Below are 14,800 nucleotides of genomic sequence, written 5' to 3'. Positions count from 1 at the left end.
GTTAACGCCGGCCTAGCAATCAACCACGGGGGGTATGGTTACCAATCCCTGAACGTGCGCAGCCTAGGTTTCCCGGCATATCCGCCCCATCGCCGGAGGCTGCCGCCATGCTTCGTTTGCGTATTTCCGCCAAATTGATCTCTGCCTTTGCCGTGATGCTGATAACGATCGCGGCCATCACCGTGGTGGGGGTCGATCACATCGGCGCTGTCAACGGTGTCGCCACCGAACTGCGCCAACGCTGGCTGCCGGCCACGCAATCGCTGGGCGAGTTGCACAGCCAGCTTGCGCAATACCGCGTCCTGCAGGCCGAACTGGTCGACACGCCGGACCCAAGCACGGCCAAGCGGGCGCGCGATATGCAAGCGGCGGTGGACAAGACCCTGGCTGATTATCGCGCGGCCACCACCGCGCCCGAGCAGCAGGCACTGCTTGCCACGTTCGAGGCCGGGTGGCGCGACATGACGGCAGACACCGATCGCCTGATCGCCGCGTCGGAAAGCGATCCCGCCGCGGCGCGGGCTGCCTTGGGCGGGCCATCGCGCGAACACTACGCCATGCTTGAAGACCTGATGCAGCGCCTCAGCGATGGCCAGGCCAAAGGCATGGCGACGATTTCCGAACAGGGTGCGGCCATCCATACCGCTGCCCAAAGCTGGATGGTGGGCACGGCAGTGGCGGCGCTGGCCGCGTCGGCGATCCTGTTGACGGTGCTGATCGCCGCTAGGGCGAGCCCGGCCCGGCGCATCCGCCCAGCAGCGGACCGCCCCACCCCCGGCCAGATCGCCCGCGACAGACAGCGCGCGCAGGCGGATCAGGCGCATGGCGAGGCCGAAAACGCCGCCCGCGCGGTGGAGAAGCTCGCCAGTGACGGCAATCCAGCATCAGGCGACACAGGCGATGTGGTGGGCCGCATCGTGGCAGGATGCCGCACGATCCAGCAGGGCATCGACGACGTTGCGGCCGCCTCGTCCGATCTGTCCCTGCAGTCCGCCCAGCAGCGCAATGCCCTGGCAGACACCGCGCGGACGCTCACCGAATTCACCGGCACCGTCAGGATCACCGCCGAAAATGCCCGCCAGACCAGCGGCCGGCTGCGCGTGGCGCGCGACACTGCCGGCAAGGTGGAAACCATCGCCCACGATGCCGTGGCGGCGATGCGCTCGATCGAGAGCAGCTCGCGCCAGATGGCCGAGATCATTGCCGTGATCGACGGCATCGCATTCCAGACCAACCTGCTGGCACTGAACGCCGGGGTAGAAGCCGCCCGTGCCGGGGAGGCCGGCAAGGGCTTTGCCGTGGTGGCTGGCGAGGTGCGCGGCCTGGCGCAGCGCAGCGCGAACGCGGCCAAGGACATCAAGAGCTTGATCAATGCCAGTTCTCAACAGATCACCGATGGGGTGGCGCTGGTGGAAAGCAGCGGCGACGCGCTGCGCCAGATCGTGGGCGAAGTGAACGCGGTGTCGGGCCTGGTCGAAGAGATTGCCGACGCGGCCCAGCGCCAGGCCGACGGCATCGGCGCCATTTCACGCATGGTATCGGGCATGGATGCGGGCCCACGGCGCAAACCGGCCATGGCGGCTCACGATACCGCCGGCGCCCGCGTTCTACCGAGCGAAGCCGACAGCCTGATGGAGCAATTGGCTCGGTTCCGGCTGCACGGCGGCAATGCCTCTCCGGTGCAGGCACCGCGCGTGGCGCCGGCTGCCGAATCCGGCGATTTTGCCTGGACGCCGGTTGCAGGGCCGGCCAGGCCCGCCCTGGGCCTGGCTCCAGAAGCCCGGCGCGCGGCGCCGGCGCAAGGGTTTGCCCTTAAAGGCACCCCCCTGTTTGCGCGCGATCAGTAGCCCGCTTCCACCGCCATGCGGATGGCGTCGGCGCTGGTGCGCACGCCCAGGGTGCGGATCACCGAGGAGCGGTGCATCTTTACCGTGCGTTCCGACAGGCCCAGCTCATAGGCGATCTGTTTGTTGAGCTTGCCCGCAGCCATGTGCACCAGGATTTCGCGCTGCCGGGGCGAAAGCAGCGCCACCGCATCGCGCGCCGCCTGCGATCGCGCAGTGGCCACGTTGTGCCCTGCTTCCAGATCCGCCGCCTTGCTAACATCCACTTGGGAACCAAGGAAATATTCAAGCTCGCCTTGCGCATCGAAGATGGGGGCGACCATCACCGCGTTGCGGAATGGGGTGCCATCTTTCTTGTAATTGATGATCTCCACCAGCACCGGGCGCCCTTCGCGGATGCCCGCGCGCAGTTCCTCGGTCAGGTCTGCTTCGGTACCGGGCCCGCGCAGGAATCGGCAGTTGCGGCCGATGATCTCGTCCCGCTCATAGCCGGTCAGCGCTTCGAACGCGGCATTGCATTCCACGATCGGGTTGTCGGGCAAGCGGGGGTTGCTGATGACCGCAGCGACCGGGCTTGCCGTTATCATCTCGGATATCAGCATGTTTCCTCATGTGGCACGGTGCGCGCTTCGCTCCAGTGTCCTTTCGGCCATGTTGTAGCTGCGCGCCGCCAACTGCAAGTCCCAAGTATATGCCCGGTCTTGCCCTGATGCGCATCTTCTGCGTGCAGCCTCCCCGGGCCGGAGACTTCCGCCATGAACCTTATCACCCTCGATTTCGCTGCCGACCAAGGCACTCACGATGGTTGCGACCACGCCGCCCATGATCGTGTCGCGCATGACAACGCCGTGCGCCACCATGCATCTGCGGCCAAGCCCCCGGTGCCCGAGCAGGTGCAGGAAGCAATCCGCACGCTGCTGCGCTTTGCCGGCGAGGATCCCAGCCGCGAGGGACTGATCGACACGCCGGCCCGCGTGGGCCGGGCCTGGCTGGAATATTGCCAGGGCTATCGCGAAGATCCCAGCGTGCACCTGACCCGCACGTTCGAGGAAGTGGGCGGCTATGATGAAATCGTGTTGCTGCGTGACATTCCGTTCCAATCGCACTGCGAGCACCACATGGCGCCGATCACCGGCAAGGCCTCGATCGCCTATCTGCCGCACAACCGCGTGGTGGGCATTTCCAAGCTGGCCCGCGTGCTGCACGGCTATGCCCGCCGCCTGCAGGTGCAAGAGCGCCTGACCGCGCAAGTGGCGCAGTGCATCTGGGACCATCTTCAGCCCCAGGGCGTGGCCGTGGTGATCGAAGCGCAGCACGGCTGCATGACGGCACGCGGCGTATGCACGCCAGGCGTGGGCATGGTCACCAGCCGCATGCTCGGCTGCTTCCTCAACGATGCCAGCTCGCGCCGCGAAGTCATGTCCCTGATGGGCCGCAGCTGACGCGGCAGGGAGGGGAAGCGGTGCATTTCGGGATCATCGGGGCCGGGCTTGCCGGGTTGACCTGCGCGGCCAGGCTGGTGGGGGCCGGCCACGCGGTCAGCGCTTTTGACAAAGGGCGCGGACCGGGCGGGCGCATGTCCACGCGGCGGGTCGAAACGCCGCTGGGCCAGGCCCGGTTCGACCATGGCGCGCAGTTCTGTGCGGCCACCACCCCTGGCTTTGCCCGGCAACTGGCCGACTGGGCGGCACGCGGCGTCGCCGCCCCCTGGCCGGCAGCGGGGCCCGATGCCCATGTCGGCGTGCCGGGCATGAATGCCCTGGTGGCCGATCTGGCACAGCAGCACGACGTGACTTTTGGGTGCCTGGTCAAGGGCCTGGTCCACGATGGCCGGCAGTGGTGGCTGGTGCTGGACGGTGAGCGGCGCGGGCCATTTGATGCCGTGATCGTGGCAACGCCGGCCGAACAGGCGGCGCCACTGCTTTCGCTGCATGCCTTTCCGATGGCGCGCGCGGCGGCAGGCACTGCCTCGCAGGCCTGCTGGACCGCGATGTTGGCCTGGGCCGATCCGCTGCCGCTGGACTGGTCGGTGTGGCAGGCCAAAGACGCAAAGGGCAATGGCGCGCTGGCCTGGGCTGCACGCAATTCGGCCAAACCGGGGCGCGGCGGCCCCGCGCTGGGTGATCCCGAATGCTGGGTGGTTCACGCCGCGCCGGATTGGTCGCGTCGCCACCTGGAAATGGAGCCCGACGCCGTGATCGGGCTGATGGTCGAGGAATTCGCCGCGCTGGCCGGGATGGCCCTGCCAGAGCCGCTGGTGGCGCGCGCGCACCGCTGGCGCTTTGCCCGCCCCGCCGGCACCGGCAACACCGCGTTGTGGGACCATACGCTGCGCCTGGGCGCTTGCGGCGATTGGTTGACCGAACCGACGATCGAAGGCGCATGGCTTTCGGGCACGGCACTGGCCGACCGCATCCTGGCGCCCGTTGCCGCCTGAAAACAGCGCAAAACTAGGCAGAACCGGGCCGGGACGACAACCCCGGCCCGGTTCTTGCGCTGGTTATTGCGGCAGCACGGGGTGCTTCACAATCGGTGGCGGCTTGGGGAACTGCTGCGGCGGATTGGCCTGGAGCAAGGTAAGCGCCTCGGCGACAGCCCGCTCCAGTTGCGGATCATGGCCCTGGCGGATCAGCGCGGGGTCCTGTTCCACCTCGATATCGGGCGGGATGCCGATCCCTTCCACTTCCCACTGCCCACTGGTGCCATAGATCGCCCAGCGCGGCGCCGTGACACTGCCGCCATCGATCAGCGGCGGGTAATTGCCGATGCCGACCAGGCCGCCCCAGGTGCGCTTGCCCACCAGCGGGCCCACCTTTTCCTTGTGGAACAACCAGGGTAGCGCATCCCCGCCAGACCCCGACATTTCATTGATGATCATCACCTTGGGGCCAAAGATGGCCGCCGCCGGCTCAATCTGGTCAGCCCCTTCCCTGGTCACGTTGATCATCTGCGGCGTGCGCTTCAACTGATCGACGATGTAGTCTGCGATCTGCCCGCCATGGTTGAAGCGCTCGTCGATCACCGCGCCCTGCTTGCCCACTTGCGCAAAATAATAGCGGTTGAAATTGGCAAAGCCACCCGCCGCCGTATCGGGCACATAGACATAGGCAAGCTTGCCGCCCGAAAGGCGATCGACGGTGCGGCGGTTGCCCTCCATCCAGCTGCGCAGGCGCAACTGCCCCTCGCTGGCGATCGGGACCACGGTGACCTTGCGCGCGCCAGCCCCGCTGGCCGTTGTGGCCACGGTCAAGACCGTCTGCTTGCCCGCCGTGCCATCGAGCGCGCGGTCGATTTCAGTATCGGTGGTCACACTCTGGCCGTTTACCGCCAGGATGAACTCGCCGGCATGGACATTGACGCCAGGCTGGCTGAGCGGGGCAACCAGCTTGGGATTCCAGTTCTCGCCCAGCAGCACGCGGGCAATGCGCCAGCGCCCGTCCACCGCTTCATAATCGGCGCCGAGCAACCCGCCCTTGGCCGTCTGCTGCTCGGGCACGTCGCCGCCGTTGATGAACGTGTGGCCGATCGAGATATGGCCGGTCATCTCTTCCAGCAGCACATTGAGATCCTGCCGCGCGGCCAGGCCCGGCAGGAAGCGGGCATAGAGCGCTTCGGCCCGCGCCAAGTCCAGGCCATGGTGGTTGGGATCGTAGAGGAAGTCACGCTCGATGCGCCAGACCTCGTGGTAGATCTGCTTCCATTCCGCCTGGGGATCGACCCACACGCGCACGTCTTCGAACTTGACCGGCTTGGCGCTGTCGCCGTCCTTCACTTCCTTGTCGGCGTCGGCGACCAGCCAGGTGCCGCTCCGCTGCAGCAGGATCTTGGTGCCGTCGGCGGAAACCGAGAAGCTGTCGGGCAGCACGCCTTGCGCAAGTTCCTTGTTCTTGCGTTCCTTCAACTCGAACCGGAACAGCGTGCGCGGCGGGCCGGCCTCGTCGCCTTCCAGGTAATCGGCATCGGTCGCGGCGGGCGGAATGGTCAGGGTGTAGACCACGCCCTCCTTGCCGGTTTCCAGTTGCACGATATTGGCGCGCGGGATCGGCAGGGCGAGGATGCGCTGGTCCAGCCCGTCGAAATCGATGCGCACCGGCGGTGGCGGGGCATCCTTTTCGGTCTTCTCGTCTTTATCGTTCTTGCTGTCCGCCTTTTCATCGGGCTTTTCGGCGGCAGAACTGGCACCGTCGTCCTTGGCGCGGGCCTTGCGCTTGGCCGGCTTATCGCGGCCGGGCATCGTATCGGCCGGGCTTTCCTCGTCGCTTTCGGGGGCGATCGGCGAGGCGGTGTCCTTGCGCAAGACCATGACATAGGCTGCCCCGTCGATAGCGCGCCCCATGCTCGACATATCGAGCCAGCCCGTCGCCGGCCCGGTGGCGGTGGTGGCCGCGAAGTAGAGGTACTTCCCGTTGCGATCGAACCGGGGGGAGATCACGTCGCTCAGCCCGTCGGTGACCTGGGTGTTCTTGCCCGTGGCCAGCGAATGCACCCAGGCGGCGTGCAAGTGGCTGGGCAACTGCCGGGTGTAGACGATCCACTGGCTGTCGGCCGACCAGGCCGCGTCGAAATTTGAACCGGGCGCGTCATACAGATTGGTGTCGATCTTTGCCGGCGCCGCGCCACTGGCGAGGTCGATCAACCACAGGTTGAGGCGCTTGTCCTCGAACACGATCTTCTTGCTGTCGGGCGACCAGCGCGGGTTGTAGAAGAACGACGGCGGCGTTCCCAAGGCGATCTTGCGCACTGGGCCCAGGCCGTCTGCGGCGCCGACATGCAGCGCATATTCGCCCGATTCATCGGAAAACCAGGCGATCTTGCTGCCATCGGGCGATGGCGCCGGATCGCGGTCGGCCACGCCGGGCGAGTGGGTGATGTTGCGCACGTCACCCTTTTCGGCCGGCGCCGAAAGCACGTCGCCGCGCGCCTCGAGGATTACGCGCTTGCCCGTGCCGCTCAGCCGCGCATGCGTGACGCCATCCGGCTTGATCTCCACGAAATGGGCCCGCCGCTGCGGCAGATCGGCATCGATCGTCACCGGCACCGGGCTGACCTTGCCACTGGCAATGTCATAGATCTCAAGCCTGCCGAAATGGTCGATCACCACTCCCCCAGGCCCCGCGCCGATCGCCGCCATGTCGAAACCCTGGGCGTTGTCCACCAGCCGCGTTACCGCGCCATTGGCCGGATCATAGCTGTAGAGCGTGACGGGGCCATCGCGATCGGACAGGAAATAGACCTTGTCGCCGATCCATAGCGGGTGCGTGTCATTGCTGTTGGGGCGCGGGATCGGCGTGACCGCGGAATCGGAAAGGCGGGCAATCCAGATTCGAGCGGTCTGCCCACCACGATATTGCTTCCACGCGGGCTGCCACCGCTCGATCGGGGAATAGGCGATGCGGCTGCCATCGGGGGAAAAGGCGCCTTCCTCGCCGCTGGGCAGCGGCACGGGCGTGGGCGCGCCGCCGCTGGCGGGCACCAGGAACATCTGGTGCGCATCGCGCACCGCCACGCGTGGGGAGCGGAACAGCACGCGGCTGCCATCGGCCGACCAGCCCAGTGCCACGTCGGCACCGGGATGCCAGGTCAGGCGGCGCGGTTCCCCGCCAAGCGCGGGCACGACATAGACATCGGTATTGCCGTCATAGCGGCCGGTAAACGCGATCTGGCTGCCGTCGGGCGAAAACACCGGGCCCGACAGGGCGCCCTGGCCGCTCACCAATCGCACCGCGCGCCCGCCGCTGCGCGGCACAATCCAGATTTCACCGCCATAGACGAACGCGATCTGCGTGGCCGAAAGCGTGGGTTGTTGCAGCAACAAGGGATCGGTGGCGGCCCGCGCCGCCGGCAGGGCGAAAGTGGTGGTTGCCAGCAAGGCCGAGGCCAGCACAATGAGGTTGCGTCGCATGTTCCCCCCGGGGGCCGAAATGGCCGGCGCGCACGCTAGCGCAGGCAACAGCGGGCCACAATTGCCGAAAACCGGGGCAGCGCATGGTAAAGGATGCGACAAGGCCAAGGCGCCGCGCCTAAATCTTGAGCGCCCGCTGTAGCGCCGCAATCGTACGCGTTATTTCAACGGGCGTCCCCACAGTGGGGCGCACCCAGTCATCAAACGGCGGGAAGGTCGCGCAACCTGCATGCCAACCTCGGCCGGTCTTGCCCGCAAGCCTGTGGCGGGAACCGGACTGGCAAAGAACATGAAATCCGCCTCGCTGGCACCATACCTAAACCCAGCCTGTCGAGCGCGGCACCAGAGCACAAGGCGCGGTCCTGCCGGTGTTCCGACGCACCGGCCTTACGTGCCCTTGCGTTCTGCCAGATAGGTCGCGATCCGCTTTGCCGTCTCGTCATCGATAGCCGCGCCATAGACGGTGCGCATCTTGGCGACTTCGGCAGTCCAGAAGGCGATGCCCATGCCCGGTGGCTGGTTGACGATATAATCGAGCGAATGGCACGCGGCGCAATGCGCCTCGGCCAGCTCGGCCTCGCTGCCGGTGCCCAGCCGCACCGTGGGTTCTGGCGGCAGGCGATAGGTGGCCGCGCAGAGCGTGACCAGCGCCGCCACGGCCAGGGCTGCAATGCCCAGCCGCCGCATCATGCCCGTGCCTCGATGTGGACGGTTTCGACCACGTTGCGGCGATAGCCTGCGGGGTTCCATTGCGGCTCCAGCGGCTGGACCTCGCCGTTTTGGCTGGTGGCACGCGCGCCGATGGCATGAACGCCGGGCGGCAAGGCCACTTCTGCCTGCCAGCCGCGAAACGAATAGCGCCCGAGATCTTCACCAAGCTGCGCAGGTTGCCACGTGCTGCCGCCATCGCGGGTGATCGCCACGCTGGCAATGCCGCTGCCCCCGTCGAACGCGATCCCGCGCAGTCGCACCGGCGCGTTGGCGCGCACCACCGCGCCATCGGCGTGGCTGGTCACGAACGAGCGAACGTTGAGCCTGCCGATCGGGCGGGTGCGATCGGGCTTGGCGCCAGGGGCCACGCAGCCGCAGGCGGTATCAGGAATGCGATAGGCCTTGCTCATCCAATAGCCGTCGAACACGCTGTCGGTCACCGTGATGCGGGACAGGTGCTTGATCCAATAGGTGCCGTAATAGCCCGGCACGACCAGCCGCAGCGGATAGCCATTGAGAAAGGGCAGCGCCTGGCCGTTCATGCCCCAGGCGAGCAGCACTTCGCCCTGCAGCACATGATCGAGATCGAGGGCCTTGATAAAGTCGGGCACGGAGGCGGCGGCCGGCTGGTCCAGCCCGTCGAACACCACCTGCCGCGCGCCAGCCTTGACGCCCGCGCGTTCGAGCACGGCGCGCAACGGCACGCCATGCCAGCGGGCATTGCCCATGGCCCCGTTGCCAAGCTGCCCACCCGCCACGCGTGGGGCAACAAGACCCCGCCCGTTGCCCGAGCACTGGTTCACCGCCACCAGTTCGACCGCCGGAAAATCGCGCTGCAGATCTGCCAGCGACAGCGACAGCGCGCGATCGACCAGGCCGCCCACGTCCACGCGATGGCTGCGCGCATCGAGATCGGTGGGCAGGTCGCTCAGGTGATAGCGCACGAAGAACGCGTCGTTGGGTGTCAGCAGCCCTTCGTCGAACACGGCGAAGGGTGTTTCCAACTGCGGCGGGCGGCTGGTCTGCAGGATCAACGGCCGCTTTTGCGGAAAGCGGGCGAGCGGCCGTTCACCATTGGCAAAGGGCAGGTGAGCAGTGCCATGGGGCACGGCCGCGTGCCCATCCACAGCCATGGCGGCGCCGGCAGCGGTTGCCAGCAGGCCAGTCGTCACCGCCCGGCGCGCGAGTGGAATGGCACCGCCTGCCTCTTCGCCATCTGCTTCGGATCGCACCATCGCCTGCTCTTCCCCCGACTATGCCGCAAGAGACTAGCGCGGTTGCCATGCGATGGAAATCGGCATGGCAATGTCCAATATACCATGCAGCAAAACTGGACGATCGCCGCTGCGCTTGGTCAACCAGCTGCATGACGTATCATGAACGCTGAAGCACCCACGTGCCGAACTCGTTTGTCCCGCCACGCCGGCAGCCATAGCCTTGGCCCCCTTGGCTAGGAGTGGTTTCCATGGGTCTATTCGAACCGGGTCGGCTTGGCCGGCTGACCGCGCCCAACCGTATCGTCATGGCGCCGCTCGGCCGTGCCCGCAACGATGCGGACACCCGCGAACCGGGTGGCCTGTGGGTTGAATACTATGCCCAGCGCGCCAGCGGGGTGCTCAATCCGCAGGATGAAGCCACTTGGTATAGCGGCGGCGCCCACGGCTGCACCGACTATCCCACCCTGCGCGCAACGCACGGGCCCACGCTGCCCGAACCCGCCTGATCGCGGCACCAAACGCAAACCTGGAGCGCAAACATGCCCGTGCAGTTCATCGGGGCCATCGGCACCAGCGGCGGATCGGAAAGCCGCGCGCCACATGGCCCGGTCGTCGACAAAGTCTATCTGGGCGCGATCGCGCGGGCGCACGAATTGGCCGGTTTCGACCGCGTCCTGATCGGCTATTTCAGCAGCGCCCCGGACGGGTTCCAGATCGCAGCCTATGCCGCGCAGCAAACCGAGCGGCTCCAGTTCCTGCTCGCCCATCGCCCGGGCTTTGTTGCACCGACATTGGCCGCACGCCAACTGGCCACGCTGGACCAGTTCATCGATGGGCGGCTGGCGGTGCATATCATCACCGGCGGCTCTGATGCCGAGCAGCAGCGCGACGGCGACTTCCTGGGCAAGGCTGAACGCTATACCCGCACCGACGATTATCTGGACGTGGTGAAGCGCACTTGGACCGCGACCGAGGCATTCGATCACGACGGTCCGTTTTACCAGGTCCGCCAAAGCTTTGCTGCAGTAAAGCCGGTGCAGCAACCGCATCTGCCGGTCTATTTCGGCGGCTCGTCGGACGAGGCCATCGCCGTGGCGGGCAAACATGCCGACGTTTTTGCACTGTGGGGCGAAACGCTGGAGCAGACCGCGCAACCATCGCCCGCGTCCGCGCGGCAGCCGCGCGGCACGGGCGGTCAGACCAGATCGGCTTCAGCCTGTCGCTGCGCCCCGTGCTCGCCCGCACGGAAGACGAAGCCTGGGCGCGGGCCGATCGCATCCTGGCCGCAGCCAAGGCGCAGCGCGCCAAGGCCCAAGGCGCATATCCGGTGCAACTGTTCCGCAATGACGATGGCACAGTGCCCAATGTCGGGTCCCAGCGCCTGCTGGACGCCGCCGCCGGCGGCCGTGTGCGCGACAAGCGGCTGTGGACCGAAATTGCCGCGCTGACCGGAGGCAGCGGGAATTCCACCGCGCTGGTCGGCACTGCCGAACAAGTCGCGGAAAGCCTGCTCGACTATTACGATCTGGGCATCGACACTTTCCTCATCCGCGGGTTCGACCCGCTGGAAGATGCCATCGAATATGGCCGCGATCTGCTGCCACTGGTCCGCGCCGCGGTGGCGGAGCGGGACATGGCCCGCGTCGCCGCAGAATGATGGCGTCGATTGGTCGATAACTGCCGATCGCGCCGGCCAGCACGCCCGAGTGCCTGGCACGGCAGGTCGTCTATGAGGCATGCCGCGATCCGATCCAAGCACCGCATGCCGCCGTGAAAACCTGGACATTCAACCACACCGCAGGGCAGATCGCATGAGCGAACAGATTGATCAGGAATGGGCCGACCGGTTGGCCCCAACGCGCCGCGCGGTGCTGGGCGCCGGAATTGCCGGGCTTGGCGCTGCGGCCGCCGGCACCATGCCACAGCAGGCGCAGGGTGCTTCGCCCGGTGGCCAGGCAATCACCGCAGGCAAGCTGCAACCGAGCACGACGACAGGCGACAGCGAGTGGGGGTATGAGACCTTTGCCGAGCCTACCGGTCGCCCCGGATCGACCCGGCCGGGAGAGGCGCAGTTGCCCGCAACGCCCCGGCCCTACACCGCGATCAAAAGCTATCACGCGCACGTCTATTTCGACGAGGATACCTATCACAAGGCCGCCTTGCTGCGAAAATGGGCGGCAGAGCGCTTTGCCGTGGAACTGGGCAACTGGAACAAGGAACCTCGCGGGCCGCATGTCACCCCGTCGTTCTATTTCGGTTTTACCGTGGAACAGTTGCCGGTGATCATTCCATGGCTTCAGCTCAACAGCCTGGGCCTGACGATCCTGATCCATCCGAACACCGACAACCCGCGCGCCGATCATCTCTACTATGCGCTGTGGGTCAACCGGTCGCAGCCGGTCAATGCCTATGGCATGGCAACGTCGTTGACGCCGGGCAAGCGCAACGATCTACCGGTCTATCCCAACACGCGGCCTTCGGTCATCCTCGAGGTCTGATCGCGCGGCACGCTGGAACCGGCCGGCACGATCGGCTTTATCGGTTGACGATCCGTGTCGCTGGTTTCAGGTATCCCGATGAAAAAATTTCTCTTTTCCGCCGCGACTTTGGCTGCGGCGTTTCTTGCCACGGCAAGCGCGCATGCGGGCGCGCAGAGCGCTGGGCAACAGGAAAACCAGGATCCCGCCCTGACGCCCCAGGCGCTGGGCGAGGCGCTGTCGTGCCGATCGCGCGAGGCACTCGAAGCCTTTGCCGGCGCGCTGTTTCTCGGTGATACCTCGCCGGCCTGGATGCACGAGATCAAGGACGACGACAAACAGACGCAAGGTATGCTGGGCCTCTATGGCTATACGCTGTCGCGGCCGGTCCTGATGTTGGAGGAGCCGGTCGACCGCGTCTATTTCCTCCAGAACTGGGTGGTCACGCTCTGGCCGCGCAAGAAGGCCGAAGCGTTCATCGCTGCCCAGAAAATGGCGCGGGCGCCGATCAAGGGCACCGAGCAGTATTATCGGTTCATCGATCCGGACAGCGGCCCGATGCTGGGCGCGTTCGAACCGACCGGCAATGCCACGGCCGCCATGCTTGCCAAGGCTTTCGGTGGCGAACTGCCGGACGCCGGGCCAAGCGACAGCCTGTTTGTGGGATGCAATTATACACCCGCATCGCAAGTGGACTTCCTGGAAGCGGCGCGCCAGTCGGATGCCACAGTCCGCGACACGGCCCGAAGCCTGGGCGAGGCGCTGCAGGAGAGAAAGCAGCCATAGCCACGGCAGCCCGGATCACGCGGCCAACGGCGATCCCGGTGCTGCCTGGCGGCGTTGCAAAGTGACCAGCAGAACCACCGCCGCTGCCACGCCCATGATCCCGGCGGCCACGAAGGCAGGCGCATAGCTGCCGCTCTGTTCGCGGATGACACCGGCAGCAAAGGCCGCGCAGGCCGCGCCGAGTTGATGGCCGGTCTGGATCCAGCCGAACACGATCGGCGCTTCCTGTTCGCCGAAGGCCTGGTTGGCGAGCTTTACGGTGGGCGGCACCGTGGCGATCCAGTCCAGGCCATAGAACACCGCGAAGACGCCCAGGCTGGTGGCATCGAAGCTGAGGAAGGGCAGCGCCAGAAGCGAAAGGCCGCGCAGGCCATAATAGACGATCAGCAACACGCGCGGATTGTAGCGATCGGTCAGCCAACCCGAAGCGGTGGTTCCGAACAAGTCGAAGAGGCCCATGGTCGAAAGCAGGCCGGCCGCCGCCACCGGCGCGATGCCGTGGTCACCGCAAAAGGCGATCATGTGCGTGCCGACCAGTCCATTGGTGGTCAAGCCGCAGACGAAGAATGTGCCGAACAGCAGCCAGAACATCGGCCGCCGGCCGGCACGCAACAACACGCTGATCGCCAGGCCGGCCGTGCGTGCCTGCCTGGGTGCGGGTGCCGGCGCACTGTCGGGGCCTTCGCCAAAGCGGCGCGTGCCGATATCGCCGGGATGCTCGGGCAAGACCAGCGCCACGATCGGCACCAAGGCGAGGCAGGCCAGGCTCACGGCCAAGACCACCGGCCGCCAGGCTCCCTCGCGCGATAGCCAGGCCAGCAGGGGCAGGAAGATCAAGGCGCCGGTCGCGGTGCTGGCGCTCAGCAGCCCCATGACCAGCCCCTGCCGCGTGGCGAACCAGCGATTGACCACTGCGGCGCCCAGCACCGATGCGACCGCACCGCTGCCGATGCCCGACAGCACGCCCCAAGTCAGCAGATAGTGCCAGGGCTCCCGCATCCACAGGCTCGCGAAAGTGGATGCCGCCATGAGCACGAGGCCAGCCAGCATGGTTCGGCGAATGCCGAAGGACACCATCAGCGCTGCAGCGAACGGACCGACCAGGCCATAGAGGAAAATGCCGATCGCCGCCGACAGGGAAATGGTGGCCCGATCCCAGCCGAAGTGGGCCTGGAGCGGCACCATCAGCACGCCCGGAGTGGCGCGCAACCCTGCAGACACGAGCAACGCAAGGAACGTGGCCGCAACGACGAGGATGATATGCGCGCGGGCAGGCACCAGCCCGGTCTTGTGGAGCAGACGGCTCATGCCCGGCCTCCTTGCGAGATTGCCACGAGATCCTGCAGGGCGGCCTCGACATCGGCCCAGCGCTGCAGGCCGAACTGGCCGATCAGCCGCTGCTGTGCCTGGTCCCAGGCATCCTTGGCAGCAGCGATCGCCTTATGGCCCGACGTTGTCAGCCTGGCCTGCTTGGCACGCCCCTTGCCCTCGTCGATGGCAACCCACCCTTCCCGCTCCAACGGTTTGAGCGTGCGATAAAGCGTCGTGCGATCCATCACCAGGATATGCGCGAGGTCCATCAGCGGGACGGGCTCGTGCCGGGCGATGTTTCGCAGGACGGCAAATTGCGCGAGGGAAAGCGCAGTGTCTTCCATCACCTCGTCATAGAAGCGGGTAACCGCGCGCGACGCCTTGCGCAGCGCATTGCACGCGCAGGCAAGGCCATCGATGGAGATCGAATCTTGATGCATATGCATCATATGCCGCCGGCCATCAGGACCTGTCAACGCCGCACGCCATGGCGTGCGGCGCGGCGTGGCGCGGCGCATCAGATAATAGAACGTGGTGGCCGGCCGGCGCGCA

13 protein-coding genes and 1 pseudogene are annotated in these 14,800 nt (G+C 66.5%); 8 read left to right on the top strand and 6 right to left on the bottom strand.

Annotation, left to right across the window (positions count from 1 at the left end; genetic code table 11):
* Positions 1 to 107 precede the first annotated feature (107 nt).
* Positions 108 to 1,847, top strand: coding sequence for a methyl-accepting chemotaxis protein (locus FHW94_RS12760; protein WP_246866121.1), 1,740 nt, complete (start codon positions 108 to 110; stop codon positions 1,845 to 1,847).
* Here the strand turns inward: FHW94_RS12760 and FHW94_RS12755 are convergent.
* Positions 1,841 to 2,446 carry a PAS domain-containing protein gene (locus FHW94_RS12755; protein WP_168556230.1) on the bottom strand — a complete coding sequence of 202 codons (606 nt, stop codon included), beginning with the start codon at positions 2,444 to 2,446 and terminating at the stop codon, positions 1,841 to 1,843. The two genes, FHW94_RS12760 and FHW94_RS12755, sit on opposite strands and share 7 nt — an antisense overlap.
* Positions 2,447 to 2,599: 153 nt before the next feature.
* Between FHW94_RS12755 and folE the strand changes: the two genes are divergently transcribed.
* Positions 2,600 to 3,286, top strand: a complete 687-nt coding sequence (folE, locus tag FHW94_RS12750; RefSeq protein ID WP_168556229.1) for a GTP cyclohydrolase I FolE — start codon at positions 2,600 to 2,602, stop codon at positions 3,284 to 3,286.
* Positions 3,287 to 3,306: 20 nt separating this feature from the next.
* Positions 3,307 to 4,281, top strand: a complete 975-nt coding sequence (locus tag FHW94_RS12745) for an FAD-dependent oxidoreductase (RefSeq protein WP_168556228.1) — start codon at positions 3,307 to 3,309, stop codon at positions 4,279 to 4,281.
* Positions 4,282 to 4,344: 63 nt separating this feature from the next.
* Here FHW94_RS12745 and FHW94_RS12740 read toward each other — a convergent pair whose 3' ends face one another.
* From FHW94_RS12740 to FHW94_RS12730, 3 genes are all read right to left on the bottom strand, one after another.
* The gene (locus FHW94_RS12740; RefSeq protein WP_168556227.1) at positions 4,345 to 7,746 is read right to left on the bottom strand and encodes a S41 family peptidase; all 3,402 of its coding nucleotides are present in this window, start codon (positions 7,744 to 7,746) and stop codon (positions 4,345 to 4,347) included.
* Positions 7,747 to 8,133: 387 nt separating this feature from the next.
* Positions 8,134 to 8,436, bottom strand: a complete 303-nt coding sequence (locus FHW94_RS12735; protein WP_246866120.1) for a cytochrome C — start codon at positions 8,434 to 8,436, stop codon at positions 8,134 to 8,136.
* The gene (locus tag FHW94_RS12730; protein ID WP_168556226.1) at positions 8,433 to 9,692 is read right to left on the bottom strand and encodes a molybdopterin-dependent oxidoreductase; all 1,260 of its coding nucleotides are present in this window, start codon (positions 9,690 to 9,692) and stop codon (positions 8,433 to 8,435) included. Before FHW94_RS12730 ends, FHW94_RS12735 begins: the two co-directional genes overlap by 4 nt.
* A gap of 230 nt (positions 9,693 to 9,922) precedes the next feature.
* Between FHW94_RS12730 and FHW94_RS23270 the strand changes: the two genes are divergently transcribed.
* The 5 genes and pseudogenes from FHW94_RS23270 to FHW94_RS12710 all read left to right on the top strand — a co-directional run bounded on the left by FHW94_RS23270 (position 9,923) and on the right by FHW94_RS12710 (position 12,937).
* A complete protein-coding gene (locus FHW94_RS23270; RefSeq protein WP_246866119.1) occupies positions 9,923 to 10,180 on the top strand; it encodes a hypothetical protein in 258 nt (85 codons plus the stop codon).
* A gap of 33 nt (positions 10,181 to 10,213) precedes the next feature.
* Positions 10,214 to 10,768, top strand: a pseudogene (locus tag FHW94_RS23265) (LLM class flavin-dependent oxidoreductase); the annotation flags it as partial.
* A 29-nt stretch (positions 10,769 to 10,797) separates the two neighbouring features.
* The gene (locus FHW94_RS23260; RefSeq protein WP_349237511.1) at positions 10,798 to 11,331 is read left to right on the top strand and encodes an LLM class flavin-dependent oxidoreductase; all 534 of its coding nucleotides are present in this window, start codon (positions 10,798 to 10,800) and stop codon (positions 11,329 to 11,331) included.
* A gap of 154 nt (positions 11,332 to 11,485) precedes the next feature.
* Positions 11,486 to 12,172, top strand: coding sequence for a DOPA 4,5-dioxygenase family protein (locus FHW94_RS12715; RefSeq protein WP_168556225.1), 687 nt, complete (start codon positions 11,486 to 11,488; stop codon positions 12,170 to 12,172).
* A 78-nt stretch (positions 12,173 to 12,250) separates the two neighbouring features.
* Entirely contained in the window at positions 12,251 to 12,937 is a 687-nt protein-coding gene (locus FHW94_RS12710) for a hypothetical protein (RefSeq protein ID WP_168556224.1), read from the top strand.
* 15 nt (positions 12,938 to 12,952) lie between these two features.
* Here the strand turns inward: FHW94_RS12710 and FHW94_RS12705 are convergent, their stop codons facing one another.
* Positions 12,953 to 14,245, bottom strand: a complete 1,293-nt coding sequence (locus FHW94_RS12705; protein ID WP_168556223.1) for an MFS transporter — start codon at positions 14,243 to 14,245, stop codon at positions 12,953 to 12,955.
* A complete protein-coding gene (locus tag FHW94_RS12700) occupies positions 14,242 to 14,766 on the bottom strand; it encodes a MarR family winged helix-turn-helix transcriptional regulator (protein ID WP_168556222.1) in 525 nt (174 codons plus the stop codon). The genes FHW94_RS12705 and FHW94_RS12700 overlap by 4 nt, the downstream gene beginning before the upstream one ends.
* Positions 14,767 to 14,800 lie beyond the last annotated feature (34 nt).

Source organism: Novosphingobium sp. SG720, from assembly GCF_012275365.1.
GTDB classification, from domain to species: Bacteria; Pseudomonadota; Alphaproteobacteria; order Sphingomonadales; family Sphingomonadaceae; genus Novosphingobium; species Novosphingobium rhizosphaerae.
The sequence above is the reverse complement of the archived record's forward strand: the minus strand, read 5'-3'. Positions and strand labels throughout refer to the sequence as shown.